The following is a 26,803-nucleotide window of genomic DNA, read 5'->3' on the forward strand; positions in this document are numbered from 1 at the left end:
GGCGCAGAGGTCGCAGAGGAACTGAATCAATCCTCTGCGACCTCTGCGCCCTCTGCGTGAGATTTCTTTTTACTGCCTCGGCGCCGCGCGCTCCTTCTGGATGGACGCGTAGGCGGCGCGGACGAAGCGCTCGGGGGTGACCGGGCCGTGCCCCCAGCGCGCGTCGAACTGCGCGGTGGGGCGCGCGGCCACCACCTGTTCCACCGTCCTCCCCTGGTCGATCAGGCCGGAGATGCGCTCGTGCACCGCCGACACCATGTCGCGGAAGTCGCGCAGGTCCTGGATCTTCGCCAGCGGCCCGCGCGCGGGGACGATGGGCTCGATGGCCTGCGGCGCGCCCTCGAAGTTGGCGGCGAACGCGGCCACCGTCTGCGCCACGCCGAGCAGCGTGCCGCCGCGGTCCACGTCGATGTCCGGGTACCCGTCGGTGGTGAGGCTGTTGAGGTAGAGGACGTGCGCCCCCTCGAAGTGGATGGCCGCGTCCGCCGCGCTGTAGCCGGGCTCCTGCTTCACGCAGTGCGCCTCCTCGTCGCCCAGCTCCACCTGCACCACCTGCGAGTATCCCACCGACGGCATCCGCGCGCCCGCCGGCTTCGGCGCCGACGCGTCGCGCGAGGCACGGCGGATGGCGCCGCGCAGCGACTCGTGCGCGAGGGCAACGGCGCCGCCGCTCTCCCATCCCCCGTCCATGAACCCGGCCGCGCCGGGGCCGTCCATCAGCAGCGCGTAGCGCACGGGTCCGGCGTGCAGCGCCGCCAGCGCCTGCCTGGCCCTGGCCACCAGCGCCGGCGCCTGCACGCCGGCCACCATCGCGCCCGCCGAGTCGGCGATCAGCACCAGGTTGGCGCCGTGGTCCGTCACGACGTACGCGTGCGGCGCCACCTGCACCGCCAGCCCGCCCGCGACGGTCTGCTGCGCCCGCAGCGGGCCCGTCGCGACGAACAGCGCGGCGGCGAAAACGACCCGGGTTCGGTTCATGGGGATTCGGATGGAGATCGGGACGATTGGGGGATCGGATTGAACGTATCCCCCGCGCCGCGTCCCGCCAATCCCGGCCGCGCGAAGATCCAGACCGAACTGATCGAAGAAGTCACACGGAGGGAACGGAGGGAACGGAGGACTGCGATGAGTTCCTCCGTTTCCTCCGTTCCCTCCGTGTGATCCTTGATCCTTTCGTGGTTACGGGCTGGTGCCGCCCGAGGATCCGCCGGACGAGCCGCCCGACGACCCGCCGCTCGACGCGCCGGGGACGTTCACGTTCACGTCCACCTCGTGCTTGTCCGTGCCGCCGGTGCCGCCGCGCAGGAAGAAGAACCACACCAACGCCGCCAGCAGCAGCACCACCAGCAGCCCCACCAGCAGCGACCCCATGCCGCTGCCGTCCCCGCCGCCGCCGGGCGGGTTGACGTTGTTGACCTCGACCTCGGCCATCGTTTTCCTCCGGGTGAGCACCCCGGCGCGCCCCGCCGCGGAAGGGGCGGCGCGTAGCACCGGGGCCGTCCAGGACTCGCCCTGCGACGGGCGGAAGATGCGCGCTCCGTGCCACAACGCCGCGCCGGGCGCGCAGATCCTCGCGGACCGCCCTCTCCACGCACCTTGTCGCCCCATCTTCCGCGCCGCGGGACGAACGCAGATATTGCCGCGTCTCCCATCTCCCCGATCCGATCTCCAGCCCCGCCCCGTGCCCGATCCCGTCCCGCATCCCCAGAACGGAGCGCCCGCGCCCGGCGCGCACGGCACCACCGACTACGGCGACCTGGCGCTGGTGCTCACCGGCGGCGGCGCGCGCGGCGCGTACCAGGTGGGCATCCTGCGCTACATCTCGCGGCGCTGGCCGGAGCTGACCTTTCCGATCATCACCGGCGTGTCCGCGGGCGCCATCAACGCGGCGCACCTGGCGCAGGCGCACGGCACCCTTCCGCAGGCGGTCGACGAGCTCGCGGCGCTGTGGGGCGAGCTCACCCCCGAGCGCATCTTCCGCGTGGACGTGCCCGCGCTCCTGGCCAACATGGGGCGATGGGGGCTGCAGCTGGCCGGCGGCGGCATCCGCGAGTCGCGGGTGCGCGGGCTGGTGGACACCGCGCCGCTGGGCGAGCTGCTGACCGAGGCGCTCTGCCCCGTGCACGGCGAGCTGACGGGGATCGACTTCAACCTGGCCCGGGGAACGCTGCGCGCGGTGGCCATCGGCACTACCAGCTACAGCACCGGCCAATCCGTGGTCTGGGTGCAGGGACGCCACCTGCAGACCTGGGAGCGGCCGTCGCGGCGGGCGGTGGAGACGCGGCTCGGGGTGGAGCACGTGATGGCATCGTCCGCGCTTCCGCTCTTCTTTCCCGCGGTGAAGATCGGCGACCAGTGGCACGGCGACGGGGGGATCCGGCTGACCGCGCCGCTCTCGCCCGCGCTACACCTGGGGGCGCACAAGATCCTGGCCGTCAGCACCCACTACGAGCGCAGCCAGAGCGAGGCCGACCGCCCCGCGGTGCGCGGCTACCCGCCGCCCGCGCAGGTGCTGGGCGTGCTGATGGACGCCATCTTCCTGGACGTGGTGGACCAGGACGTGATGCGGATGGAGCGGATGAACGACCTGCTGCGCGCGGTGCCGCCGGAGAAGCGCGAGGGGATGCGCGTGGTGGAGCTGATGACCTTCCGCCCCTCGCGCGACCTGGGCGCCATCTCGCGCGAGCACGAGCCGCGGCTGCCGCGCGCGTTCCGCCTGCTCACGCGCGGCCTGGGCACGCGCGAGACGGCCAGCCCCGACGCGCTGTCGCTGATCATGTTCCAGGACGACTACATCCGCCGCCTGATCGACATGGGAGAGGAAGACGCGGAACGCCGCGGGGACGAGCTGGCGGCGTTCATCGAGGGCAACGGCAACGGGGATAAGTCCTGAGTCCCAAGTCCTGAGTGCTGAGTCCGTCTGGACATGCGCCGGTGCGGGTGCTAAGATACCGCCCTTCGCGGCCGGGCGATTCCGGCGCGCGGCGCGACACCGAACACGCGGCGAGCAGAGCCATGGCCGAGCTGGAGATCAAGCACGAGCGCAACGAGATGGGTGTGGTCGGCGAGGACTACACCTGGTGGGAGGTGATCTACTGGCTGATCGGGATCGTGATGATCCCGCTCGTGCCGATCATCATGATCGCGCTCTTCACCCCGTTCTCCGGCGTCGGCCCCCACGGCCACTGACGCGCACCACGGCAGACACACTGAGGCCCCGCCCGGGAATCGATCCCTGGGCGGGGCTTCTGCATTGAAACAGCAGGTCTCACGCAGAGTCAGCAGGGTCAGCAGAGGAACTGCGGCTGTTTCTCTGCTAACCCTGCTGACTCTGCGTGAGAAAAATCTTTGTCAGTCCGTCGCGCGGGTCTCGCCGCCGACGCCGCAGCGGCGGACCACGTAGCGCGCGTGCGACGCCACCTCGCCGGGGCTGACGCGGCGCGGGCCCGTGGTCCGCGCGCGCGGCACCTCCGGCGGCGGGTTGCGGCCGGGGACCGGCACCGGCTGCGGCTCCGGGATCGGCGTCGGCACCGGCGTGGGGAAGCGCGGCCGCGTAACGTTCGCCCGCTCCGCCGTCCGTTCGCCCGCGACCAGGAGGTGCCGGCCGGCACTGTCCTGCGCCACGCTCACCGTCAGGTACCCGTGCATCCGCTCGTCGCCGGAGCGGCCCAGGTAGCGGAAGGCGTGCAGCGTCTCCGTGGCCTCGTCCAGCTGCATCACGCTGTAGCCCAGCCCGCGGACGCCCCGCCGCGAACAGTCGAACGACGATCCGTCCGCCACGCCTTCGCTCACGAACACCGCGTCGCGCTCGCGCCCCGGCAGCAGGCACCCGCCCAGGGCGACCAGCAGAACGAGCGCTCCCCGTCGCATCGCCACCTCCCGTGCTCGTGGACTAGCGCGCGTCGGCCTGCGCGTCGGCGTGATGGCCGGCGCGCGCGTACAGCCGCCGCACGTCGCCCATCTCGCTGCCCCACACGCGGCGGTTCAGCACCAGCGTTCCCCGCGGCTGCAGGGTGATGCGGCCGAGATCGATCGTCTGCGCCACGTCGCCGCTCTCGTCCAGCACCTCCACCCGCACCGTGTGCTCCCCCGCCGGCAGCGTCATCCGCGCGACGGAGATGCGGTCGGGGAGGAGCGTCCAGCTGCGCGTGTCGGCCCGCTCCAGCGCGTTCGCGGCCAGGTTCGCCAGCCGCCCGGCGATCCACCCGGCCGTCTCGCCGTGCTTCTTCTCGGTGCTGCGCTCCAGCCCGTGCGCGGCCAGGAACTTCACGATCCCCCGCCCCACCATGCGCGTGAACACACCCGGGCGCTGCGCCTGCCAGCGGCGGAACATCACCGACGACAGGTCCTCGACCACCGGCGCGTCGACCGCCTGGCTGTCCACCACCACGCGCACGCGCGCCGCGTCCGACGCCTCCAGCCGCGACTCGGGCCACGCGAGCTTCATCACGTACGCCCCGTCGGCCGCGGCGGCCACCTGGAAGTCGGGGCGCTCGTCCAGCGCCTCGCCCCAGTACGCCTGCTCCTGCAGGTTGCCCACGAGGTTGGCGACCACGCGCGTGGCCGCCTCCATCACCTGGTCGCCGTTCCCGCTGTCGACGTCCTGGAGCTCGGAGGGGAAGATGGGGACGTGCACGTCGGCGCTCGCCTTGTGCGCCACCCACCCGTTCTCCACGAAGACGACCAGCTCGCCCGTCCCCGGCTCGGGCCGCCGCGCGAAGTTGGCCAGCCGGTAGCGCGCCGCCGCCGAGTCGGCCACGGCGCGCACGCCCGCGTCCATCGCCGCGCGGTAGAGCTCCGCGCCCAGCCACTCGGGCGCGCCCGCCGCGTCCTTCCCCGCGCAGGCGCCGAACGAGCGCTCGGCGTTGCGGTAGGAGACCAGGGCGTCGTTGCGCTCCCCCGCGCCGCGGAAGGCCAGGCCGGCCAGGTAGTGCACGAAGCCGTCGCCCACGCACGGGTCCTTGCGGTCACCGAGCCGCGCCAGCCACTCGCTGGCCTTGCGGGCCTCCACCAGCGCGCCGTCGGTGCTTCCCAGCGCCAGGTAGTTCAGCATCCGGTAGTAGGGGATCAGCGCCATCTCGCCCGCGGCGGGCACGTAGTCGACCACCGCGTCGTTGATCACCAGCTGCCCGGCCTGCTGCGTCAGGCTCCTGGTCCACCGCTGCTCGGCCTCCGTCTCCGCCCACTCCAGCGCGGCGTTGCTGGCCTCCCACTTCCCCGCGTAGTGGTAGACCAGGCCGAGCTGGAGATGGCGCACCAGCTCGTCGTGCGGCCGCGCCTTCGAATCCTCGCCCAGCATGGCCACGGCGCTGTCGGGCCGCCCCTGCATCACGTAGTGCCGCAGCCACGCGTCGGTCCGCCCCAGCGTGCGGGAGAGGAGCGGCGAGTTGGCCGGCAGCGACTCGGGCGCCGGCATCCGGGGATACGCGCCGGCCCCCGCGCACGCGGCCAGCGCGAGCGCCGCCACGGGCGCCAGTGCGCGGGGGAGCCGTCTGGCGGGGCTCATCTCCGGTAGTGCTCGAGGACGATGATGCGGTTGTGCGCCTCGGCGATGGCCGCGCCGTACTGCGCGTAGACGTCGCCGTAGGCGTGGATGCGCTCGATCTCCAGCTGGTGCAGGAAGAGCTGGTACTGGATCAGCGCCTCGTACGGCCGCAGCTGCTTGTCCAGCGCCCGCGCGATGCGGAGCGTGGTGGCCGGGTTGTTGGGGACGATGATGTCGGCGCGGTCGTAGTAGTTCAGCGCGCGGTCGAAGTCGCCCGCCAGCGCCAGGTCGTCGCCCTCGCGCAGCAGCTGGTCGGCGCGCGCCCGCGCCACCCCGTCGGCGCTCGCGTCCGCCGACGAGGAGACGATGCGCACGCCCTGCGGCTCGCGGTAGGCGTAGTTCGCCACTCGGCCGTTCACCAGCGTGACGAACGCCACCTGGCTGACCACGTCCTTCGGCGTCACGCCGTCGCGCGGGGTGAGGGTGCTCACGCTCCCCCGGCCGCGCAGGTCCCACGCGGCCACCGACGAGTGCGTGGCGGCCAGCACCTGCTCGCGCGTCATCCCCACCGCCAGCTCGCCACGCGCGAGGGCGCTGCAGAGCATGGGCGTGCACGCGGCCAGCGCGGCGCCCACCAGCTGGTCGTTCTCGGCGAGCAGGCGGTTGCGCTCGCTCGCGCCCTCGGCGCGCGCGCGGGCGATGTCGTCATCCTGCGTCGACGCCACGATGGCGCCGTTTGGCTGCACCTCGACCACCCGGCGCATCCGCGGCGCGCAGGCGCCGGCCGCCAGGAGGGCCAGCAGCGCCACGGCCGGCGCGGAATTCTTCGTCGTCATCTCGGGAGATCCCTTCTGTCGGCGGTCCGCGGAAATCACAGCCGGAAGCGCGGCTGCTCGACGACCTTCTTGATCTTGTGCTGCCCGGTCCAGGTCTTCGCGTTCGTCTCCAGGTCGACGAGCGTCATGTCCACCTGGTAGTAGACCACGCGGCGGCCGCCCTCGCGGTCGGTGATCTGCGAGATGTCGCCCTGCAGCATGTACTGCGCGCCGTGCTCGCGCCCCATGCGCGCGCGGGTGTCGGCGGCGGCGTTGTCCTGCTGGTCGGCACGCTCGTCGCGCACCTCCTGCCGCTCCTCGCTGCTCGCGACGACCTGCACCTGGCCGCTCCCCAGGTAGGCGCGCTCCAGGTCGCGCACGAAGGTCTCGACCGGGATGTGCTCCAGGCTGCGGTTGCGGATGGAGCCCACGATCACGGTGGGGCGCCGGCCGCCGTGCGCCTGCATGTACTGCATGGCCCAGCTGGGGCCGTATTGGCTCTGGAAGCTCTGCTGGACCATGGCGTCGGCCACCTGGCGGCTGTCCACGTCGTTCCAGCGGCCGCTGAGGTCGATCTGCTGGTCGGGCGAGATGCGGGTGACCTGCGTGGCGCAGCCGCCGGAGACGAGGATCGCCGCCGAGGCAAGGGCCGCGCGCAGGCCGCGGGTCAGGGTGTTCATCGGTTCTCCGTAAGACGGATCGGGAGGGTTCCGCGCCCGGGTCGGCGCAGCGTGTCGGACGGGGGATGGGGAGCGCATCGGGCGTACCCCGCGCGCAACTGCTACGATCTGATTATCGAACAACAACTTAGGTTTTGGGACGGGGATTCGCCCGGCGCGCCGTGTCACCCCGCGCGGACAGTGGTGGACGGACGGCAGGGGACAGCGTGACGAGTTTGGACGGCTAGTCAAGTAGAAGAATGTGCGGCCACGAGTAGCTCATCCACTCTATCAACGGTGAAGGCCCATGTACTAGGAACAGAATCTCGGAAGGAGCGGGCAACTCCGCGACTGTACATATAGTTCTCATAAAGAATTGTTGATCCAAGGCCGCCGCGCGCTACCTTCAATGCTTGAGCCACTTCGTCGACAGTGGCCAGATAGACACGTGGGCAAGCGTCGAACGGTACGTCAAAGAACTGTACAAAGCAGTAAATCACGTGCGGGCTCTGAGCAATTACCCACCGCTCAATGGCCTCATGATAACTGTAGCCTCGCTTATAGCTTTGAATAAGGCCCCATCCACCGCTTTGGCTACCCTTCACAGAAACCTTAAGAAAACGATCTCCTTTCGTCGCTACCAGATCGTACTCAGGTTGATTGGCACCGTACTGGACGAGCACATCGCAACCCGCCCGTGCTAGTAGCCCGGCTGCGAACGCTTCCGCAGCAACAGCTACATGAAAAGATCGCATCGTCCTATCGCCCATTGGCACCTACCTACATACATACCAGCGTCGAGCACTGGCGGAGTTGCAAGTACGGCAGTTCCCCCCGGGGTCAATCCCACTCGTATACTTCAGCGCGTAAATGTTTGATCGAAAAGATTATGAGTTGCTGGCCATTGGAGAATTCGCGCCGATATGCACAGCGAACCGTAGCCGGGTAAAGGAACCCATCAAGTGCATGAGAGAATGTTTTCGACTTCCCGTGTAAGCTGCGTGAGCCTATGTCAACTGAGGATTCCTCCGCCAACAAGAAAATCTCAGAGCACCCATGCTTAGGCTGCTCTAAGTAATCAGCCATACCACGATCAGTAATGTACACCAAGAATGCTTTTGCCCCAGTTTTTGCCTGTGCAAACGCTAAGCGAAACAAATCCCGATAGAGTCCACCCGCAAGTTGAGGTTTGGGCTGCACCGCCTGTTTCATCCTGTGAAATTTAAATTCAACAAGAATTTGACGATGTCCTGAGCGGTCATAGACTACCGTGTCAAGACGTCGTGTCGGGTGGTCCGGTAGCGGTTCCTCAAGCGAGATATTCTCCGGACGATATCCAGCGCACACGAGTGTATGGAAAAACATGTATCGGACGGCATCCTCTGTGGTATGCGTTCCATGCACGATTCGCTCTTGCATGAGCTTACCGAAGTTGTCGAGAAGGCGTGCTTCATTGAATTCCATAGTTTTCCGCGAGACTATCAGTGCCCGGAACACGAGTCACGCCACGACCACGGGGTGATCGATCCTGCGCGACGCGAACCGGAGAGCTGCCTCGATGTCCTCCGGCTCAAGGTCGGGCAGTTCCTCGAGGATCTGCTCGCGCGACAACCCGGAGGCCAGGAGATCCAGGACGTCCGTGACACGGATCCGCATCCCGCGGATGCAGGGCCGGCCGCCGCACTGGCGCGGGTTGACGGTGATTCGTTCTACGAGTGTCAAAGCACGCACTCCAGTGAAAGTCCTAGCAAAGCTAAAGCAGGGTCGGGCTACTCAGGCGCGGCGAAATCGACCCGGTCGTAGATCTCCGCGACGGGAATCGAACAACCGACGCTCTCGATCCGAAGCACCGCGTCCGGGTCGCTGATCTCCGTCAGCGTCCACGCTTCGCCGTGGCGGACGTACTGCTCGATGCGGCGCGTGTTCTGGGCGACGAGGACGTACTCGCGAAGCGAGTCCAGCCGCCGGTAGTGCGCGAACTTCTCACCGCGGTCGTACTTCTCCGTCGATTCGGACAGCACTTCGACGATCGCCGAGGGATTCAGCAGCGTGTCCACGTGCTCGTCCTCGAACATCGGCTCTCCGCACAGCGCCGCGATGTCCGGATAAGTGTACAGCTCGGTGCGGGCCACCTTCACACGCATGTCGTTCACGTAGGCCTCGCACGGCTTTCCGCGCAGCTGCGACCGAATCTCGGCGAACAGGTTGCCAACGATGAGGTTGTGACGCCGGCTCGCACCGGCCATCGCGTAGATGCGCCCGTTGATCAGCTCGCTCTTCGATGCGGCTGCCCGCTCCTGGCGGAGGTACTCCTCGGGTGTGTAGCGAGGTTGAACCAGCGGCGACATCGGCACTCCGCGTCTTCGATCGCTGTGAGGAAGAGCCGTGTGGGTCAAGCAAGTATGAGTCACCACTCATATTCGCGCCAGAGAACCCGAGGTTCCCTTTATCGCGCGCTTGTCCCGATCCGGTGCCGATTCGTCCTGAATTTCGCCTGACCGGCAAGCCTGGGGCGATTAGCTTGTGTGCCGCAGGTGGATTGGAGACGAACGAAACGGGAGATGAGACAATGGCGACGAACAAGGAGCCGATCGAGCGGTCGGCGCTGCTGGTGATCGACGTGCAGGACTCGTTCAGGGCGGACGCCGAGCGGTGGGCGCGGCGTAGCAACCCGGACTTCGAGCGGAACCTGGCGCGGCTGGTCGACTCATATCGCGACGCGGGGCTGCCGGTGATCTGGGTGCTGCACACGGACGACGACGGCCCGTTCCGCCAGGACAGCGAGTGGTTCCGCGTGCAATCGTTCCTTGAGCCGCGCGAGAGCGAGCCGGTGCTGGTGAAGACCACGCGCAACGCGTTCACCAGCACCAACCTGGCGGACGTGCTGGCCGGGCTGGGCGCGCGGCGGCTGGCCATCACCGGCATCCAGACGGAGCAGTGCTGCGAGACCACCGCGCGCCTGGCGGGCGACCTGGGCTACGACGTGGACTTCGTCACCGAGGCCACGGCCACCTTCCCCATCCGCAACCCCGCCACGGGCGAGGAGCTGGGGGTGGAGGAGATCACGCGCAACGCCGAGTTCGCGCTGCGCGGCCGCTTCGCGCGCATCGCCACCGTCGGCGAGCTGGCGCGCGAGCTGGAGCCGGCCCCCGTCGGCTGAGCCGCGATCCAACTCTGTGAAGCGCAGGAGCGGAGAAGGCGATTCTCCGCTCCTCTGCTTTGTGGGTTCGAGGCGGAACACCCGGAATTCCGGAACACCGCTCGATGTCATCCTGAGGAGGCGCCGCACCGAACTCGCGTCCTCACCGGCGCTTGGCGCCGACGAAGGATCTACTCGCCCGCCGCGAAGAAGCCTGCGCTTCGCACGAACATTCAGCCCGCCATGCAAGATCCTTCGGGCGCGCGGAGGTTCGTGTGATCCGCGGCTTCGGTACGCCGCGCCCTCAGGATGACACCCGCCGGGTGTCGGGAGGGACGCAACCTCCTCGCAGGAGATCGGCCACCTCCCGATCATTCCGCTGCCGCCACTTGTTGCCTCCGGCGGGGCTTGATTAGAATCCCGCCCGCCGCGGAGGAACCGACGCCGCGGAATCATCTCCATCTCCAAGCGTCAATCAGATCCGCCGACAGGAGGGAAGCGTGTCCGAGCAGGCCCAGCAGTTCGCCTTCCAGGCCGAGGTACAGCGGCTCCTCGACCTGGTGGTCCACTCGCTCTACACCGACAAGGAAATCTTCCTGCGCGAGCTGGTGTCGAACGCGTCCGACGCCATCGACCGGCTCCGCTTCGAGGCGCTCACCCGCCCGGAGCTCCTTCCCGACGGCCACGAGCCGAAGATCCGCCTCGTCCCCGACAAGGAGAACCGCACCCTCACCATCGAGGACGACGGGATCGGGATGACGCGCGACGAGGTGGTGCAGAACATCGGCACCATCGCCCGCTCGGGGACGCGGGAGGCGCTGGAGCAGCTGAAGGACCGTGCGGGCGAGGGCGCCGGGCAGCTGATCGGGCAGTTCGGCGTGGGCTTCTACTCGTCGTTCATGGTGGCCGACCGTGTCGACCTCGTCACCCGCAAGGCGGGGACGGACGAGGCGGTGCGCTGGACGTCGTCGGGCGGCGGCACCTTCACCGTGACCGACGCGGAGCGCGACCGGCCGGGGACCACGATCACCCTGCACCTGAAGCCGGTGGATTCGGAGAACGGGATCGAGGACTACACCGACCGCTGGGTGCTGTCGCGCATCATCCGCCAGCACGCGGACTTCATCACCTATCCCATCCTCCTCCCCCCCGAGAAGCCCGAGGAGGTGCCCGAGGGCGAGACGCCGGAGCCGGAGCGGCCGGTCAACTCGATGAAGCCCATCTGGGCGCGCCCGCCGGCGGAGGTCACGAAGGAGGAGTACGCCGACTTCTACCGCCAGATCTCGCACGACTGGTCGGAGCCGCTGGAGACCATCCACACCCGCGGCGAGGGGCTGGTGGAGTACCAGGCGGTGCTCTTCGTCCCCTCGCGCGGGGCGGTCGAGCTGTACTACCCGGGCTTCAAGCCCAACCTGCGGCTGTACGTGAAGCGGATGCTGGTTCGCGAAAACAGCGAGGAGCTGCTCCCCCGCTGGCTGCGCTGGGTGCGCGGCGCGGTGGACAGCCCCGACCTGCCGCTGAACGTCTCCCGCGAGATGCTGCAGAGCGACCGCCACGTCCGGCAGATCCGCCGCACGCTGACGAAGAAGGTGCTGGGCACGCTGGAGCAGATGCTGAACGCCGACCGGCCGAAGTACGAGTCGTTCTGGCGCGAGCTGGGGCGCGCGGTGAAGGAGGGGGTGGACAGCGACTACGAAAACCGCGACGCGCTGCTGAACCTGCTCCTGTTCGGCTCGTCGCGCGAGGCGGAGGCGCTGACCACGCTCAAGGAATACGTGGGGCGGATGCCCGAGGGGCAGAACGAGATCTGGTACCTGACCGGCGCCAGCCGCGAGCAGATCGAGAACTCGCCCGCGCTGGAGGCGTTCCGCGACCGCGGGTGGGAGGTGCTGTACCTCACCGATCCGGTGGACGAGCTGGTGGTGCAGTCGGTGACGGAGTTCGAGGGGAAGCGGCTGCGCTCGGCCGGCAAGGGCGCGGTGGAGCTGGACGAGGCGGAGAAGAAGACGCAGGCCGACGAGCGGAAGAAGGAGTTCGAGCCCTTCCTGGGCGCGCTGCAGAAGCGCCTGGAGACGTGGGTGAAGGAGGTGCGCCTCTCCGGCCGGCTGACCAAGTCGCCCGCGGTGCTGGTGGTGGCGGAGCACGACTACTCGCCGCAGCTGGAGCGCTTCCTGGCCGCCGGCCGCGGCGACGGCTTCCGGCAGCGCCGCATCCTGGAGCTGAACGCCACGCACCCGCTGGTGCAGGGCCTCCGCCGCCGCTTCGACGCGAACCCCGGCGACCCCGTCGTGGGCGACTACGCGGAGCTGCTTCTGTCGTGGTCGCTCCTGGCCGAGGGCTCCGAGCCGCACGACGCCGTGCGCTTCACCCAGCTCGTGGCCGGGCTGATGGAGACGGGGCTGGATGCGGCGCCGTCCCCCGCATCCGCTCCGCCCGCGGCTGATGAAGCCCCATCCGCGGAGGAGCCCGCCGCGGACGCGATCGAGGAGACGTCGTCGGAGGAGACTGCGGCGAATCCATAGATCTCGCGCGAGGACTGGCGATCTAAATTTTCTCACAGAGAACACAGAGAACCGCAGAGGCACAGAGGACCGCGATTGGTTCTCTGTGCCTCTCCGTTACCTCTGTGTCCTCTGTGTGATTGTTTTTCTCCCGGCAGCGGACAGCCGGGTGTTCGCTCGTGGGACGGGGATTCCCACATCCGGATAACCGCACGGCGATCCGATACAGCTATATTGCCATCTACCAACAATTTACGCCGCATGGAAAGTTGGCACGGACCTCGCCTTTACCGGGTGCGGCAACGCCCTCCGCACGAGCCGGCGTACATCGTCACCCTGAAATCTCCCCCGGAGCAGAACCGTGGATATTCCTCGCAAGCCGGCACGCAAGAGCCGCAAGTGGATCACGTACGGCGGCGCGGCGGTCCTGCTGCTGGCCGTGGCCACCGCGGCGCTGGCGCGCATGGGCCCGGCGGCGCCGTCGGTCGACCGCGCCACCCTGTGGACCGACACCGTCCAGAAGGGCGAGATGATGCGCCAGGTGCGCGGGCCCGGCACGTTGGTGGCCGAGAACATCCGCTGGATCAGCGCGGTCACGCAGGGCCGTGTGGAGCGCAAGCTGGTGCAGCCCGGCACCACCGTGGCCGAGGGCACCGTGCTGGTGGAGCTCAGCAACCCCGACGTGGAGCGCGCCGCCCTCGAGGCGCAGCGCCAGCTGACCGCCGCCGAGGCCGAGCTCACCACGCTGCGCACCAACCTGCAGAACGGGCTGCTCACCCAGCAGGGCACGGTGGCGCAGGTGCAGGCGCAGTACAACCAGGCCGAGCGGCAGGCGCAGAGCGCCGAGGCGCTGGCCCGCGAGAACATGGTGAGCGCGCACGAGCTGGCCAAGGCGCGCGACGACGCCGCCGACCTGCGCACGCGGCTGAACGTGGAGCGCCAGCGGCTGGAGCAGATCCGCGGCTCCATGCGCCAGCAGATCGCCGGGCAGGAGAGCCAGATCGCCATGCTCCGCCGCCTGGCCGAGTTCAACCGCACGCAGATCGCCAGCATGCAGGTGCGCTCGCCGCAGGCCGGCGTGCTGCAGGAGCTGCCGGTGGAGCTGGGGCAGTGGGTGAACTCGGGCGCCACGCTGGCCAAGGTGGTGCAGCCGGGAACGCTGAAGGCGGTGCTGCGCATCCCCGAGACGCAGGCGCGCGACCTGGCGGTGGGGCAGCTCGCGTCGATCGACACGCACAACGGCGTGGTGGCCGGGCGCCTGACGCGCATCGACCCCGCGGCGCAGAACGGCACCGTCACGGTGGACGTGTCGCTCACCGGCGCGCTTCCCCGCGGCGCGCGCCCCGACATGTCGGTGGACGGCACCGTGGACCTGGAGCGGCTGGGGAACGTGCTGCACGTCGGCCGTCCCGCCTACGGCCAGGCCGAGAGCACGCTGGCGGTCTTCCGCCTCCTTCCCGGCGGCGGCGAAGCCGAGCGGGTGATGGTGCAGCTGGGCCGCGGCTCGGCCACCTCGGTGGAGGTGCTGCGCGGGCTGAACCCCGGCGACGTGATCATCCTCTCCGACATGTCGCAGTACGACGCCTCGGAGCGCGTGCGGCTGAAGTAGGCCATCGCCAAGCAGAACGGCATTTCCCCGAACCGGCATCGATCCGAATGAGCAACGGCAACGGCAGCCCGCTGATCCAGCTCGACGGCGTCAGCAAGGTGTACCTGACCGAGGACGTGGAGACGCACGCGCTCTCGGGCGTGCACCTGCAGATCGCGAAGGGCGACTACGTGGCGATCGCGGGACCGTCGGGGTGCGGCAAGACCACGCTGCTGTCGATCCTGGGGCTGCTCGACTCGCCCAGCGGCGGCAGCTACGTCCTGAACGGCGAGCCGGTGTCCAACCTCACCGCCACCGACCGCGCGCGCATCCGCAACCGCGAGATCGGCTTCGTGTTCCAGGCGTTCAACCTGATCGGCGACCTGTCGGTGAAGGAGAACGTGGAGCTGCCGCTTACCTACCGCGGCATCCCCGCGTCGGAGCGGGCGCAGCGGGTGAAGGAGGCGCTGGAGAAGGTGGGGATGAGCCACCGCATGGGGCACTACCCCAGCCAGCTCTCGGGCGGGCAGCAGCAGCGCGTGGCCGTGGCGCGCGCCATCGCGGGCTCGCCCTCGGTGCTGCTGGCGGACGAGCCCACGGGGAACCTGGACTCGGCCAACAGCGAGCAGGTGATGACGCTGCTGCGCGAGCTGCACGCCGAGGGCGCCACCATCTGCATGGTCACGCACGACCCGCGCTACGCCGAGCACGCGCAGCGCACGGTGCACCTCTTCGACGGCCAGGTGGTGCGCGACGAGAGCAGCGGCGTGATGCACGAGCTGGAGCGCCACGGCTTCGTCCACGCCTGATCCGGAGTTTGTTGATCCGAGACCGACCCCGACCGACGTCATCCTGAGGCCGGCCAGACCGTAGTTGCGGACTGCGCAAGCGGTTGCAGGCCGAAGGATCTATCGCCGCGTCATGCACACAGTCCTCGGAGCCGCACCAACTCCGGACTTGAGATCACACGGAGGCACGGAGAATCGCGCGCGGTTCTCCGTGCCTCCGTGTTGGTACCGAGTCTGTAAACAGCAAGGCTCACGCAGAGTCAGCAGGGTCAGCAGAGAGAACTGCAGCCGTTCCCTCTGCTGACCCGGCTGACTCTGCCTGATATGAATCTGGATGGAGATTCGGCGCGTTTCGCGAGACCGGGTGCTGGATCGGCGATAGATCCTTCGGCCTGCAAGCTTTTGCGCAGACGCTGATTACGGTTTGGCCGGCCTCAGGATGACGTCGGGGTCGGATCAGCCTTTGAGCGAAATCCCTCTTCTTCAGCTCGACGGGCGGATGGGGAGGACGAGCGTGGCGACGCAGCCGCGGGCGCCGGCGCGGTTCTCGAGCGCCAGCGTGCCGCCCAGGTTCTCGGCGATCTGGCGCGAGAGCACCAGCCCGATCCCCGTGCCGTGCGGCTTGGTGGTGAAGAAGGGGACCAGGAGGTTGGCCGTCTCCGCCAAGCCCGGCCCGTCGTCCTCCACCCGGATCTCCACCCGCCCGCCGTGCGGCGCCCAGCCCACGCGCACGCCGCCGCCGGTCTCCAGCGCGGCGTCGGCGGCGTTGCGCAGCAGGTTGATCATCAGCTGGTCCAGCTGGTCGCGGTCGGCCTGGATCTCCACCGGCGGGCCGGGGAGCACCTCCACCTCCACGCGCGTCTCCAGCCCGGCCGCGTGGCGCACCCACTCGCCCACCTCCATCGGCCGCAGCACGGGCGGGGGAAGGCGGGCCAGGCGCGCGTACTCGGCCATGAACGCGCCCAGCGCCCGCGCCCGGCAGCCGATGACGTCGAGCCCGTGCAGCAGGTCGTCGCGGAGGTCGGGCGGCGGCGGCTCGCGCGAGGACAGCGCGTGCAGCGTGCCCGCGATCGACTGGATGGGCGCCAGCGAGTTGTTGATCTCGTGGCTCAGCACGCGGATCAGCCGCTGCCACGCCTGCCGCTCTTCCTCGCGCAGCGCGCGCGACAGGTCGGTGACCACCAGCAGCCGGTGCTGCCGTCCGCCCTGGCGGAAGGGGTCGCGCCGGATCTGCCAGCGCCCGCTCCCGCCGGGGAAGGCGTGGTCGAGCGTGCGCAACGGCTGCCCCTCGAGCGCGAAGGCCAGCCCCACCTCGGCCGCGGCGAGCCCCAGCAGCCGCTCGCGCGGGGTGTCCAGCAGCCGCTCGCCCGCGCGGTTCACCAGCCGCAGCCGCACCTGGTCGTCGAAGGCGAACACCGCCACGTCGATCTCCTCGATCACCTTGCGCAGCAGCGCCGTGGCCTCCATCGCGCCGAGGCGCTGCTCGCGCAGGGTTACGCTCAGCGCGTTGGCCTCGAGCGCCAGCAGCCCCAGCGCGTCGTCGGCGCGCGCGCCGCGGGCCCGCACCGCGAAGTCGCCGCCGCGCAGCGCGCCCAGCTGGTTGGCCAGCGTCTGCAGCGGATGCACCACGCGCCGCCGGAGCGCCGCGGCGAAGGCGATCCACAGCGCCGTCACCGCCAGCGTCAGCGCGAGCTTCACCGCCAGGGAGAAGCCGCCCGTCCACAGCAGCGCCATCGCCAGTGCCCAGGCGGGGAGCCCCGTGAGCACGGAAAGCCGCAGCACCTGGGTCTGGTGCCGCGGCTCCCGCCGCCTTTCCGCGGAGCGCGCTTCGTCTTCCACGCCCGCGCCGGCCCGCGCGGAGGGGCGGCTCACGCGTCCGCCTGCGCCTGCAGGCCGAAGCGCTCCAGCCTGCGATAGAGCGCGCTCCGGCTCAGCCCCAGCGCCTCGGCGGCCTGGCTGACGTTGCCGTTGTGGCGCGCCAGCGCCTTGCCGATCAGCAGGCGCTCCGCGTCTTCCAGCGACATCTCCTCCAGCAGCGCCGATGCCGCGGGCGGCCGGAGCGCCAGGTCGCCCGCGGCGATCGCGGGACCGGTGGCCAGGAGCACGGCGCGCTCCACGGTGTGCTCCAGCTCGCGGATATTGCCGGGCCACCCGTAGGCGAGGAGGGCCTGCATGGCGTCGGGCTCGAACCCCGCGATCTCCTTCCGATACCGCGCCGCCTGCCGGGCCAGGAAGTGCCGGGCGAGCGGGGGGATGTCGTCGCGGCGGTCGCGTAGCGGGGGAAGGTGGATCTCCACCGTGTTCAGCCGGAAGAGCAGGTCCTCGCGGAAGCGTCCCTCGGACACGGCCCGGGAGATGTCGAGGTTGGTGGCGGAAAGGACGCGCACGTCCACCCGGCGCGTCTTCGACGAGCCCACGCGCTGGAACTCGCCGGTCTGCAGGACGCGCAGGAGCTTGGCCTGCTGCGCGTGCGGCATGGTGCCGATCTCGTCGAGGAAGAGCGTGCCGGTGTCGGCCAGCTCGAACGCGCCCACGCGGTCGGTGCGCGCGTCGGTGAACGCGCCGCGCACGTGCCCGAACAGCTCGCTCTCGAACACGCCCTCGGCGATGGCGCCGGCGTTCACCGTCACCAGCGGCCGCTGCGCGCGCGGGCTGCTGGCGTGCAGCCAGCGCGCCACCACGTCCTTCCCCGTGCCGTGCTCGCCGGTGATCAGCACCGAGGCGTCGGACGGGCCCACGCGCTCCATCAGCCGCAGCACCGACTCCATCGCGCGCGAGCCGGCGATCATCTCCGGCAGGCCGTCGGCGCGCAGGCGGCGGTTCTCCTGCTCCAGCCGCTGGCTCTGGCGCAGCGCGCGCCCCAACTCCACCTGGCGGCCGAGGGTGGCCAGCAGCTGCGCGTTGTCCCACGGCTTCTGCACGTAGTCGCGGGCGCCGCGGCGCATGGCCTCCACCGCGCCCTCCACGCTCCCCCACGCGGTCATCACGACCACGGGAAGGGCGGCGTCGAGCGCCAGCAACGCCTGCAGCAGCTCCATCCCCTCCTGCCCCGAGGTGGTGTCGCGGGCGTAGTTCAGGTCCATCAGCACCGCGTCCACGTCCTGCTCGCGCGCCACCGCCAGCACCCCCGCGGGCGAGCTGGCCGTCTCGATGCGGAAGCCCTCGGCCTTCAGCAGCAGGCGGAGCGCCTCCAGCACGTCCGGCTGGTCGTCGGCGATCAGGATGCGTGGCGGCGGCGTGATCTGCATCGCTTGGGCGCGCGTGGTGATGGAAAACCGGCGGGAAAGCTAGTGCGATGCGCCCCGGAAGGGTACCCGCGTCCGGATACGGATAACAAAAAAGGTCTCACGCAGGGTTAGCAGAGTTAGCAGGGTGAACGGCTGAAGTTCTCTGCTGACTCTGCTGACTCTGCGTGAGACCAAAGGATACTTGACCTCACGCAGAGGACGCAGAGCCGCGGAGGGTTGGCGTTCCCTCTGCGGCTCTGCGTCCTCTGCGTGAGATTAGATCAGCTCGCCTGATCTGGAGATTACGCCCGGCGCAGCGCGCAGCTGCACTGCATCCCCGCGGCCTCGGCGGGCGAGGGGCGGAGATGGTAGACCATGGCGATCACCATCGGCACGAAGACGATGGCGTTGTAGAACAGGTGCAGCTCCACGCGGGGGAGCCAGAGCTGGACGATGCTGGTGGGAACCGGGCGCCCCGCCAGGTGCCAGCCGGTCTGCGCCTGCGTCAGCAGCAGCGCGTGCTCGATGTGGTGCCAGAACTGGATGGCCAGCGACACCGTCCACCAGGTGCGCGCGCGCCCCGCCATCCCCGGGCGCAGCAGGACGAGGCCCACGAGCATCACGATCGCGTAGCCGTAGTGCAGCCACTCCGAGTGCACCAGCCACGGCCACACCATCCCCAGCGCGCCCATGGCGTGATGGCGCGGCATCCCCATCACCCAGATCTGCCAGGCCTGGAACAGGTGCTCGGCCCAGTGCCCCAGCACGACGGCCGCGAACGCCCACATGGCGCGCTCGTGCCACCGCGTGTTGAGGCGGGCGATGAAGCCGCCGCCGGTGACGTCGAGGCCGTGCTGCACGGCGACGGCCGGGGTCGGCGAGACGATCGAAGACATGGTCGTCCGGGGGTTGAAAGTGCAGGGTTCATCCGGGGACGAGCGGACTGCTCACCCGGCGGCACCGGTCACGGCTCCGAGAGCTCCAGGACGGCGCGCGGCCGCTCGGCCACGGCGTGCTCGGGGCGCGGCGCGGGGGCCCGCCGGGGGTGCCATTTCCGCCACGGCTCGCGCGTGAGCCCGGCCGCCCAGCAGCCGAACAGCACCAGCGCCTCGTAGGCCACCACCAGCCACGGCATCGTGGGCATCCGCCGCAGCGCGCGGCTGGCCGCCTCCGGCTCGGCACCCGGGCCCGCCAGACGGTACTGGATGCCGGTGAGCGGCCCGGCCATCACCATCGCCGCGGTCCACGGCTCGCGCAGCAGGAGCCGGCCGAACGGCGGGCGGCAGCCGATGTCGTGCGCCATCGTCTCCATGAAGCGGAAGAAGTCGGTGAGCGCGGGGAGCCGCTCCGCGTCTTCCACGAACTGCCGGGTGTCGAGCTCGGCGTGCAGCCGGATGTCCTCGCGCATCTCGGCCGGCGACGGCATCGGCTTCTCGCCGCTGATCAGCAGCGCCAGGTAGCGCGCCTGCATCTCGGCGCAGGGCGGCACGCTCCCCACGAAGGGGCGCACGTAGCCCACCCAGGCGATGTCGGTGCCCACCTCGGGGAAGATCATCCGCTTGTACATCATCCGCGAGTTGCGCGAGCGGCGGGCCAGCTCCGGCTCGTGCTCCTGCAGGAAAGGAAGCCCGGGCGCGAAACCGGTGCAGCACACGATCATGTCGCACTCGAACTCCGTCCCGTCGGCGAACACCACCCGGTCGCGCCGCAGCTCGGCCACGTCGCCGTGGTAGCTGGCGCCGTGGTAGAGCATGGCCTCGATGAAGGCGGTGCTCTTGGTGGCGAAGCGGTGGAAGGGCGGCAGGCCGCGGGCGGCGTTGAGCTCCCCCGCCTTCTCGAGCACCGCGCGGTCCTCGTCGGGCTTCAGCAGCGCGTCCTCGATCTTCACCTTGAAGCGCACGATGGGCGTCTGCACCATCGAGCGCGGGAGCGCGTGGTAGCAGCGGTTGGTGTCGAGGTCGGTGGGCAGCCCGCGGTAGTAGCGGGGGATCACGTACCCCGGACCCTTGCGGGTGGAGATCGCGCACGCCACGCCGCCGCGCGCCGCCATCAGCGCGATGTCGGAGCCGCTCTCGCCGAGGCCGACCACCACCACCCGCTTCCCGGCGAAGTCGCGGTCGTCGCGGATCTCGGCCGAGTGGACGATGCGGCCGTCGAAGCGCGACGGGTCGGCCCAGGCGGGAAAGCGCGGCTGCTCGTTGCCGCCGCTGCACACCACCACGTTGTCGACGTGGATCTCGCGCTCCTCGCCGGACGCGGCGTCCGGGGCCGCGTAGCGCACCCGCCACCCGCCGCCGGCCACGCGCCCCACCGAGCGGACCTCGGTGCCGTAGTGGTAGTGGCGGTCCAGGTCGAAGTGCCGGGCGTAGTCGGCCAGGTACTCGAGGTACTCGCCGCACTGCCACACGGTGGGCCTGTCGAGGTCGCGCGGGCGCACGAACGAGCTGAAGCTGGTCAGCAGGCTGCTGGAGGTCAGCTGCAGCCCCGCGTAGGTGCCGCGGTACACGCCGCCCGGCTGCGTGCGCCGCTCGAAGCCCACGACCTCGAGCCCCTTGTCCTTCAGCTCCTTCATCGTCACCAGCCCGGCCGGCCCGCCGCCGATCACCGCAACCCGCTTGCGCCCGCCCGCCGCCGGCATCGTTCCTTCGCTCATGCGTTCCCCGCGTTCAGCTTCGTGGAGATGCCGGGCGCAACCGCGCGCCCGGCAGCATCGGATTTCCTTCTCGCACCTACTCCCACCCGTCCATGGCGACCGGCATTCTCACCCGGCGGCGCATCGGGAGCCTCGCCCGATGCCATCCACCGGATCATCCCAGCGGTTACTGCAGCGCGGGGCGCGGGGCCTTGGCCACGGCGGGGCGGCGCACGGCGGGGCTTCGCCGCTGCCACTTCTTCCACGGCTCGCGCGTGAGCCCGGCGGCCCAGCAGCCGGCCATCAGCATCGCCTCGTACGCCAGGACCGGCCACGGCATGGTGGGCAGGCGGCGGAGGACGGCGCGCGCCCGCACCGGGTCGGCGCCGGGGCCGGCCAGGCGGTACTGCGCGGCGGAGAGCGGCCCGAACGCCACCTTGAAGGCGGCGCGCGGGTCGCGCAGGAACAGCTTCCGCAGCGGCGGCCGGCAGCCGATCTCGTGCGCCGTCGACTCCGAGAAGCGGAAGAGGTCGGCCATGGTCGGCAGCCGCTCGGCGTCGTGCCCGTACTGCCTGCGGTCGAGCTCGGCGTGCAGGCGGATGTCGTCGTGCATCTCGTCCAGCGACGGCAGCGGCTTCCCGCCGGAGATCAGCAGCGCCAGGTAGCGCGCCTGCATCTCCGAGCACGCCGGCACCCCGCCGATCCCCGGGCGCACCAGGCCGATCCAGGAGATGGAGGTGCCCAGCTCGGGGATCATCATCCGCCGGTAGAGCGAGCGGGCGTTGCACGCGCGGCGCGCCAGCTCGGGCTCGTGCTCCTCGAGGAACGAGAACTGGGGGGTGAAGCCGGTGCAGCAGACGATCAGGTCGCACTCGAACTCCGTCCCGTCGGCGAACACCACGCGGTCGCGGCGCAGCTCGGCCACGCCGGGGCGCCACTCCGCGCCGTGGTAGACCATCGCCTTCACGAAGGCGGTGCTCTTGGTGCCGAAGCGGGTGAACGGCGTGCCGCCCCTCGCCCGGTTGATCTCCGCCACCTTTCCCAGGACCTTGCGGTCGGCGTCGGCCGGAAGGAGCGCGTCCTCGACCTTCACCTTGAAGCGCACGATCGGCTTGTGCACCACCGAGCGCGGCAGGCCGTGGTAGCAGCGGTTGCTGTCGGTGTCGGCGGGAAGGCCGCGGTAGTAGCGGGGGATGATGTATCCCGGCCCGTTGCGGGTGGAGATGGCGCAGGCGCGGCCGGCCCGCGCCGCCATCAGCGCCATGTCCGAGCCGCTCTCGCCCATCCCCACCACCAGCACGCGCTTGCCGGCGAAGGTGCTCTCGTCGTGCACGTCGCCCGAGTGGACGATGCGCCCGTCGAAGCCCGCCGGGTCGGCCCACGCGGGGAACTGCGGCTTCACGTTCGAGCCGGTGGCCACGACCACGTGGTCGAACGCGTGCTCCGTCTCCTGCTCCGGAGAGCCGACCGGCGCCACGCGCATCCGCCACCCGCCGTCAGGCGCGCGGCGGACCGACTTCACCATGGTGGAGAAGTGGAAGTGCGGGGCGAGATCGTAGCGCTCCGCGAACTCGCGCAGGTACTGGAGATACTCGTCGCACTGCCAGAGGACGGGGCGGTCCAGGTCGCGGTCGCGGATGTACGAGCCGAAGCTGGTGATCAGGCTGCTGGAGGTCAGCTGCAGCCCCGCGTAGGCGTCGGCGAACACGCCGCCCAGCGTGGGCCGCGCGTCGAAGGCCACCACCTCGTGCCCGGTCTCCTTCAGCTCCTTGACCGCCACCAGCCCCGCCGGCCCGGCGCCGATCACGCCGATGCGCTTGCGGCCGCTCGTCATCGCGCCGCTCACGCGTCGCTCCGCTGCGCGGCGGCCGCGCGCACCTGCGCCGCGAACTCGGCGGACTTCAGCAGCGGCGACCAGGAGACGAGCTCGTCGGGGCGGCGGTGGGTGCCGCGCTCGAGGTTGCCGTACATGTCGGAGGGATCGGACTGCAGCAGGAGATGCCCGGCCACGATGCTGTGCGCGGGAAGGGGCGCCCCGGCCGCCGCGGCCTCCTCGGAGTCGAAGCGATAGATCAGGAAGGGGTCGCCCCCGATGTGCGCGAACATCCCCGAGCGCGCGCCCGGCGGCAGCGTCTCGCGGTAGGCGGAGCGGCGCACGTGCACCTGCACCCCGCGCTCGCGCAGCGCGGTCACGAACTCACCCAGCGAGGCGCGGTCCAGCGCGCGGCCCATGGAGACGCGCGCGGCCGCCCTGTCGAGCGACGCCCGCAGCGCGGGATCCTCGACCAGCTTCGACCAGGCCACCGCGTCGCCGCGGATGCGGCGCGTGTTGGTCCAGTCGGCCCAGAGCGGGGGATTGGAGGCCAGCACCACCGGCCCGGCCTGCAGCGCGTGCTGCATCCACAGCAGCTGGTCGGCGGCCACGCTCTCGTCGGTGAAGAGGAAGACGCGGAACGGCTCGCCGTTCAGCTGCACCTCGCACCCGCAGAACGCCTCCTGCGGCAGCTCCAGCGAGTACATCCGGCGCGTGGGCTCCACCGAATAGCCGTCGCCGCGCAGCGCGCCGAGCACGGGGGCCAGCGCGCCCACGTCCACCGCCACCGGCTCGGGCGCGCGCACCACCTCGACGCCGGGAACGAAGCAGATCAGCGAGTGCCACTTGTTGGTCATGGTGGGCGCCGGCCGCAGCCGCCGCCCCGCCAGCGGCCCGGAGACGGCCAGCCCGTCCACGCGGAACTCCGACCCGGTCTCACGGTCGATGAAGCGGCCGCCGCGAAGCTCCAGCTCCACCGCCGTCTCCGGCTCGTCGTCCAGGAAGGGGTGGAAGGTGCCGGTCATCGCGCTGTCGGCGCCGGCGGAGAGGGTGACCAGCGGGTTGCCGGCCACGTCCGAGGCGATCAGCCCGCCGGCCCGCGCCAGCTCGCGCAGCGGCAGCGCCGCGTGGCCGTCGGGGGTGAACAGGCTCACCACCATGTCGTGCTCGGGAAGACGCTCGTCCTCGCGCACCGACATGGTCTTCAGCACCAGCGGCTCGATCCCGGGCTGCGCGAACCAGGCGTCGGTGCCGTGGCCGTGGCGCGCGTCGGGGTGCGACGCGGGCTCGGGCCAGGTCATCACCACGGTGTCGGGATGGAGCGCCACCCACTCGGCGTACGTGGCCTGGAAGCTCTCCACCCGCTCCAGCCCGCGGCCGGCCAGCGGGCCGTCGAAGGCCACGCCCATCCCGTGGCTCCACAGGCTCTTCGTCTGCTCGTCGAAGATCGACAGGGTGCCGCCGAACAGCCCGCCCGTGCCGAAGGTCACCCGGGCGCCGTCCATCTCGGCCAGGAACACCGCGTTCGAGCAGCAGATCTCGCAGTGCATCACCGCGTGCCACTGGCCGCCGATGGTGTCGTTCACCACGTGCACGTTGTCGAGCATGTACGCGGGGTAGCAGCGCACCTCGCCGCCCACGCGCACGCCCACGACCCAGTCGTCGGGGCGCATGAAGCCCGCGTCGGCGGCGGGAACGAAGACCGGGTCGGTCAGGACCGGGAAGGTGTCGTGCGCCACGCGGTAGGCCAGCGCCGGGTCCGCGTCGTCGAGGAACCGGTCGCAGCGGACCGCGGGGATCGTCATCATGTCGTCGGCCACGGGCTCGTCCATCCCTTCCGGAGGTGAATCACGTCTGCGTGCGATGTCTTCGTGGATCGTCCCGATCCCCGCGCGGGGCGGAGACGAGGATCATCGGAGCGGGGCATCCTCGTCCGCCCGGCCGTGAAGCAGGGCAGACGAGGGATCGCTCCAGGGCTCAGGCGGCCGCCGCGGTCTCCAGCGGCTCCGGCGTCTCGGCCGGTGCGGCGGCCATCTCCTCGAGCGGCCGGTCGCGGGTCTCGACCCCGCTGAGCGTCAGCATGAGCATGGAGAGGAACACCGGCACCGCGGCGATCAGCGCGATGGCGGCGAACCCGGGCCAGCGCGCCAGCACCAGCACCACCAGCGGCGGCGCCAGGATCCCCCCGGCCTTGCTGCACCCCGCGGCGAAGCCGCTGCCGGTGCCGCGCAGCCGGGTCGGATAGACCTCGGCCGTGTAGGGCGAGAGCATGGAGATGATCCCCCCGCTCCCCACCAGCAGCGCCACCATCAGCGGCATCAGCAGGGCGGTTCCCGCGCCGCGCGAGCCGGGGTCGACCAGGGCGAAGAGAAGGAGGGTGATGCCGGTGAGCGCCGCGAAGAGCGACATGGTCTTGCGGCTGCTCCAGTAGCCGTACAGCCAGGCGACCAGGATGGTGGCGGGGACGGCGATCAGGGCCGACCAGAAGAGCATGCGGCTGGCGCCGGCGGCGTCGAGGCCGCGGTCGCGCAGGATGGTGGGGGTGAAGGTGATGAACCCCCAGTTCACCAGGCTCCAGCCGAAGGCGTAGGAGCCCACCGACAGCGTCCGCAGCCGGTGCTCCGGGCGGAAGAGGGCCAGCAGGAGCGAGCCGCCCTTCGGCGCGTGGGCCGGCGCGGGGACCGGCGCCGGCTTCTCGGCCGGCTTCGGCGACGCCCCCTCGGCCGGACGGCGGTCCAGCACCACGCCGTAGCGCGCCAGCACCGACGCCGCCTCGTCGACCCGGCCGTGCTCCAGCAGGAAGCGCGGCGACTCGGGGATCCAGCGGTTCAGCACCAGCAGCAGCAGCCCGGTCGGCAGGCCGGCGAACCAGAGGATGCGCCAGCTGAAGTGGGGCTCGAGCAGGGCGGCCAGGCCGGCGGCCAGCAGGTACCCCGCCACGGTGCCCAGCCCGCCGTGCAGCACCACCAGCCAGCCCCGCTTCTTCGCCGGCATCGACTCGGTCATCAGGGCGTACACGATGGGCAGCATCCCGCCCGCCGAGGTGCCCATCATGAAGCACATGAACAGGTTCCACTGGAACGACGGCATGAAGCCGCAGATCGAGGTGGCCATGAACAGGAGCGAGGCCAGCAGGATCGACGCGCGCCGGCCGATGCGGTCGGCCAGCACCCCCCACAGGAGCGAGCCGAGCACCGTGCCGGTGAGCGCCGTCATGGGGAAGTAGGCCACCTGGCCGATGGTGATCCCGTACTCGGCCTTCATCCCGGGCACCACGAACCCCAGCGTGGCCGGCTTCATCACGTCCACCACCAGGGCGATGCCCAGCACGAACAGGAGCCCCCAGTGGGCCCCGGTCAGCGGCGCGTCGTCCATGGTGCGGTAGGCCACCGGCGACGAGGTGGCGGCCGCGGGCCGCCGCAGGCCGCCGGCGGGGATCAGCCCGTACGCGGTGAGCGCCAGCCCGCCCACGATCAGCGCCATGCCGGCCAGCATCAGCCCCGACATGGGCATCCCCGCCATGTGGAAATGCATGTGGCGGGCGCCGACGAACTCCGGCAGGTGCGCCATCACGCCGGCGGCGACGCAGGCCACGCCCGCCCAGAAGGCGCCGGCGTGGCGGTAGGTGATCCCCGTGCCGTGCTTCGCCTCGGCGGGAGCGGCAGCCGCGTTCGCCCGGATGTCGGTGGGGACGGGGGAAGCGGCGCGCATCACGCCGCCGCGGCGCCGGCGGCGCCCGTCCGCAGGCTCAGGGGACGCATGTCGGTCCAGACCTCCTTCACGTAGGCCAGGCACTCGTCCTTCGAGCCGGGGGTGCCCACGGCCCGCCACCCCAGGGGGATCTCGCGGTCCGCCAGCCAGATCGAGTACTGCTCCTCGTGGTTCACGAGGACGATGTACGTGCGGGTATCCTCGAACGTCTCCGTCGACATGCGGGCTTTCTCCAGCAGGGTGGGAAGCTGAGTCGCGGCCCCGGTGCCCCGACTGCGCCGTGTGAGCGTATTACAAACAGGCGCTTACTGACAGTTTGTCTCGCCGCACCTCTCCATCCCCGATTTTCCCTGCCGCAGCGCGGGATCGTCGGGCCGTGGAGATGCGCGTCGAGCGAGGTGAAATCCCGTGCACACCGCACGGGGATGCGAAGCCGGGAGCGCCG

24 protein-coding genes are annotated in these 26,803 nt (G+C 70.4%); 6 read left to right on the forward strand and 18 right to left on the reverse strand.

Annotation, left to right across the window (positions count from 1 at the left end):
• Positions 1-69: 69 nt before the first annotated feature.
• Entirely contained in the window at positions 70-978 is a 909-nt protein-coding gene (locus tag VF092_28910) for a hypothetical protein (protein HEX6751347.1), read from the reverse strand.
• Between the two features lie 201 nt (positions 979-1,179).
• Positions 1,180-1,431, reverse strand: coding sequence for a hypothetical protein (locus VF092_28915; GenBank protein HEX6751348.1), 252 nt, complete (start codon positions 1,429-1,431; stop codon positions 1,180-1,182).
• Positions 1,432-1,681: 250 nt separating this feature from the next.
• Here VF092_28915 and VF092_28920 point away from each other — a divergent pair, with 250 nt between their 5' ends.
• Both VF092_28920 and VF092_28925 read left to right on the forward strand, forming a co-directional pair.
• Entirely contained in the window at positions 1,682-2,893 is a 1,212-nt protein-coding gene (locus VF092_28920) for a patatin-like phospholipase family protein (GenBank protein ID HEX6751349.1), read from the forward strand.
• 122 nt (positions 2,894-3,015) lie between these two features.
• Positions 3,016-3,189 carry a hypothetical protein gene (locus VF092_28925; GenBank protein HEX6751350.1) on the forward strand — a complete coding sequence of 58 codons (174 nt, stop codon included), beginning with the start codon at positions 3,016-3,018 and terminating at the stop codon, positions 3,187-3,189.
• A gap of 162 nt (positions 3,190-3,351) precedes the next feature.
• Here the strand turns inward: VF092_28925 and VF092_28930 are convergent, their stop codons facing one another.
• The 8 genes from VF092_28930 to VF092_28965 all read right to left on the reverse strand — a co-directional run bounded on the left by VF092_28930 (position 3,352) and on the right by VF092_28965 (position 9,307).
• Positions 3,352-3,870, reverse strand: a complete 519-nt coding sequence (locus VF092_28930) for a hypothetical protein (GenBank protein HEX6751351.1) — start codon at positions 3,868-3,870, stop codon at positions 3,352-3,354.
• A gap of 22 nt (positions 3,871-3,892) precedes the next feature.
• Positions 3,893-5,506 carry a hypothetical protein gene (locus VF092_28935; GenBank protein ID HEX6751352.1) on the reverse strand — a complete coding sequence of 538 codons (1,614 nt, stop codon included), beginning with the start codon at positions 5,504-5,506 and terminating at the stop codon, positions 3,893-3,895.
• The gene (locus VF092_28940; GenBank protein ID HEX6751353.1) at positions 5,503-6,321 is read right to left on the reverse strand and encodes a hypothetical protein; all 819 of its coding nucleotides are present in this window, start codon (positions 6,319-6,321) and stop codon (positions 5,503-5,505) included. Before VF092_28940 ends, VF092_28935 begins: the two co-directional genes overlap by 4 nt.
• A gap of 35 nt (positions 6,322-6,356) precedes the next feature.
• On the reverse strand, positions 6,357-6,980 hold the full coding sequence (locus VF092_28945; GenBank protein ID HEX6751354.1) for a penicillin-binding protein activator LpoB: 624 nt from the start codon (positions 6,978-6,980) through the stop codon (positions 6,357-6,359).
• A 227-nt stretch (positions 6,981-7,207) separates the two neighbouring features.
• On the reverse strand, positions 7,208-7,735 hold the full coding sequence (locus VF092_28950; GenBank protein HEX6751355.1) for a hypothetical protein: 528 nt from the start codon (positions 7,733-7,735) through the stop codon (positions 7,208-7,210).
• A gap of 64 nt (positions 7,736-7,799) precedes the next feature.
• On the reverse strand, positions 7,800-8,423 hold the full coding sequence (locus VF092_28955) for a hypothetical protein (GenBank protein HEX6751356.1): 624 nt from the start codon (positions 8,421-8,423) through the stop codon (positions 7,800-7,802).
• Positions 8,424-8,459: 36 nt separating this feature from the next.
• Positions 8,460-8,690 carry a DUF433 domain-containing protein gene (locus VF092_28960; protein ID HEX6751357.1) on the reverse strand — a complete coding sequence of 77 codons (231 nt, stop codon included), beginning with the start codon at positions 8,688-8,690 and terminating at the stop codon, positions 8,460-8,462.
• Positions 8,691-8,728: 38 nt separating this feature from the next.
• Entirely contained in the window at positions 8,729-9,307 is a 579-nt protein-coding gene (locus VF092_28965) for a Uma2 family endonuclease (protein ID HEX6751358.1), read from the reverse strand.
• A 221-nt stretch (positions 9,308-9,528) separates the two neighbouring features.
• Here VF092_28965 and VF092_28970 point away from each other — a divergent pair, with 221 nt between their 5' ends.
• From VF092_28970 to VF092_28985, 4 genes are all read left to right on the forward strand, one after another.
• Positions 9,529-10,119, forward strand: a complete 591-nt coding sequence (locus VF092_28970) for an isochorismatase family protein (protein HEX6751359.1) — start codon at positions 9,529-9,531, stop codon at positions 10,117-10,119.
• A gap of 479 nt (positions 10,120-10,598) precedes the next feature.
• Complete coding sequence (gene htpG / locus VF092_28975) at positions 10,599-12,620, forward strand: molecular chaperone HtpG (protein ID HEX6751360.1); 2,022 nt, start codon at positions 10,599-10,601, stop codon at positions 12,618-12,620.
• Between the two features lie 340 nt (positions 12,621-12,960).
• Positions 12,961-14,208: an HlyD family efflux transporter periplasmic adaptor subunit gene (locus VF092_28980; protein ID HEX6751361.1), complete on the forward strand. Its 1,248-nt coding sequence runs from the start codon at positions 12,961-12,963 to the stop codon at positions 14,206-14,208.
• Between the two features lie 47 nt (positions 14,209-14,255).
• The gene (locus tag VF092_28985) at positions 14,256-14,996 is read left to right on the forward strand and encodes an ABC transporter ATP-binding protein (protein ID HEX6751362.1); all 741 of its coding nucleotides are present in this window, start codon (positions 14,256-14,258) and stop codon (positions 14,994-14,996) included.
• Positions 14,997-15,458: 462 nt separating this feature from the next.
• Here VF092_28985 and VF092_28990 read toward each other — a convergent pair whose 3' ends face one another.
• The 8 genes from VF092_28990 to VF092_29025 all read right to left on the reverse strand — a co-directional run bounded on the left by VF092_28990 (position 15,459) and on the right by VF092_29025 (position 26,579).
• Positions 15,459-16,847, reverse strand: coding sequence for an ATP-binding protein (locus tag VF092_28990; protein ID HEX6751363.1), 1,389 nt, complete (start codon positions 16,845-16,847; stop codon positions 15,459-15,461).
• Positions 16,844-18,223: a sigma-54 dependent transcriptional regulator gene (locus VF092_28995; GenBank protein HEX6751364.1), complete on the reverse strand. Its 1,380-nt coding sequence runs from the start codon at positions 18,221-18,223 to the stop codon at positions 16,844-16,846. Before VF092_28995 ends, VF092_28990 begins: the two co-directional genes overlap by 4 nt.
• Positions 18,224-18,504: 281 nt before the next feature.
• Positions 18,505-19,098: a hypothetical protein gene (locus tag VF092_29000; protein ID HEX6751365.1), complete on the reverse strand. Its 594-nt coding sequence runs from the start codon at positions 19,096-19,098 to the stop codon at positions 18,505-18,507.
• Between the two features lie 68 nt (positions 19,099-19,166).
• A complete protein-coding gene (locus VF092_29005) occupies positions 19,167-20,855 on the reverse strand; it encodes an FAD-dependent oxidoreductase (GenBank protein HEX6751366.1) in 1,689 nt (562 codons plus the stop codon).
• Positions 20,856-21,021: 166 nt separating this feature from the next.
• The gene (locus tag VF092_29010; protein HEX6751367.1) at positions 21,022-22,680 is read right to left on the reverse strand and encodes an FAD-dependent oxidoreductase; all 1,659 of its coding nucleotides are present in this window, start codon (positions 22,678-22,680) and stop codon (positions 21,022-21,024) included.
• The gene (locus VF092_29015) at positions 22,677-24,479 is read right to left on the reverse strand and encodes a DUF3179 domain-containing (seleno)protein (protein HEX6751368.1); all 1,803 of its coding nucleotides are present in this window, start codon (positions 24,477-24,479) and stop codon (positions 22,677-22,679) included. The genes VF092_29010 and VF092_29015 overlap by 4 nt, the downstream gene beginning before the upstream one ends.
• A gap of 145 nt (positions 24,480-24,624) precedes the next feature.
• Positions 24,625-26,358 carry an MFS transporter gene (locus VF092_29020; protein HEX6751369.1) on the reverse strand — a complete coding sequence of 578 codons (1,734 nt, stop codon included), beginning with the start codon at positions 26,356-26,358 and terminating at the stop codon, positions 24,625-24,627.
• On the reverse strand, positions 26,358-26,579 hold the full coding sequence (locus VF092_29025) for an MbtH family NRPS accessory protein (protein ID HEX6751370.1): 222 nt from the start codon (positions 26,577-26,579) through the stop codon (positions 26,358-26,360). Before VF092_29025 ends, VF092_29020 begins: the two co-directional genes overlap by 1 nt.
• Positions 26,580-26,803 lie beyond the last annotated feature (224 nt).

Source organism: Longimicrobium sp., assembly GCA_036377595.1.
In the GTDB taxonomy this organism is placed as follows: Bacteria; Gemmatimonadota; Gemmatimonadetes; order Longimicrobiales; family Longimicrobiaceae; genus Longimicrobium.

Excerpts from the sequence above, each read along its gene's own strand:
- VF092_28910 (HEX6751347.1), bottom strand. The coding sequence starts at position 978 with ATGAACCGAACCCGGGTCGTTTTCGCCGCCGCGCTGTTCGTCGCGACG.
- VF092_28915 (HEX6751348.1), bottom strand. The coding sequence starts at position 1,431 with ATGGCCGAGGTCGAGGTCAACAACGTCAACCCGCCCGGCGGCGGCGGG.
- VF092_28925 (HEX6751350.1), top strand. The coding sequence starts at position 3,016 with ATGGCCGAGCTGGAGATCAAGCACGAGCGCAACGAGATGGGTGTGGTC.
- VF092_28930 (HEX6751351.1), bottom strand. The coding sequence starts at position 3,870 with ATGCGACGGGGAGCGCTCGTTCTGCTGGTCGCCCTGGGCGGGTGCCTG.
- VF092_28935 (HEX6751352.1), bottom strand. The coding sequence starts at position 5,506 with ATGAGCCCCGCCAGACGGCTCCCCCGCGCACTGGCGCCCGTGGCGGCG.
- VF092_28940 (HEX6751353.1), bottom strand. The coding sequence starts at position 6,321 with ATGACGACGAAGAATTCCGCGCCGGCCGTGGCGCTGCTGGCCCTCCTG.
- VF092_28945 (HEX6751354.1), bottom strand. The coding sequence starts at position 6,980 with ATGAACACCCTGACCCGCGGCCTGCGCGCGGCCCTTGCCTCGGCGGCG.
- VF092_28955 (HEX6751356.1), bottom strand. The coding sequence starts at position 8,423 with ATGGAATTCAATGAAGCACGCCTTCTCGACAACTTCGGTAAGCTCATG.
- VF092_28965 (HEX6751358.1), bottom strand. The coding sequence starts at position 9,307 with ATGTCGCCGCTGGTTCAACCTCGCTACACACCCGAGGAGTACCTCCGC.
- VF092_28970 (HEX6751359.1), top strand. The coding sequence starts at position 9,529 with ATGGCGACGAACAAGGAGCCGATCGAGCGGTCGGCGCTGCTGGTGATC.
- VF092_28985 (HEX6751362.1), top strand. The coding sequence starts at position 14,256 with ATGAGCAACGGCAACGGCAGCCCGCTGATCCAGCTCGACGGCGTCAGC.
- VF092_28995 (HEX6751364.1), bottom strand. The coding sequence starts at position 18,223 with ATGCAGATCACGCCGCCGCCACGCATCCTGATCGCCGACGACCAGCCG.
- VF092_29000 (HEX6751365.1), bottom strand. The coding sequence starts at position 19,098 with ATGTCTTCGATCGTCTCGCCGACCCCGGCCGTCGCCGTGCAGCACGGC.
- VF092_29005 (HEX6751366.1), bottom strand. The coding sequence starts at position 20,855 with ATGAGCGAAGGAACGATGCCGGCGGCGGGCGGGCGCAAGCGGGTTGCG.
- VF092_29015 (HEX6751368.1), bottom strand. The coding sequence starts at position 24,479 with ATGGACGAGCCCGTGGCCGACGACATGATGACGATCCCCGCGGTCCGC.
- VF092_29020 (HEX6751369.1), bottom strand. The coding sequence starts at position 26,358 with ATGCGCGCCGCTTCCCCCGTCCCCACCGACATCCGGGCGAACGCGGCT.
- VF092_29025 (HEX6751370.1), bottom strand. The coding sequence starts at position 26,579 with ATGTCGACGGAGACGTTCGAGGATACCCGCACGTACATCGTCCTCGTG.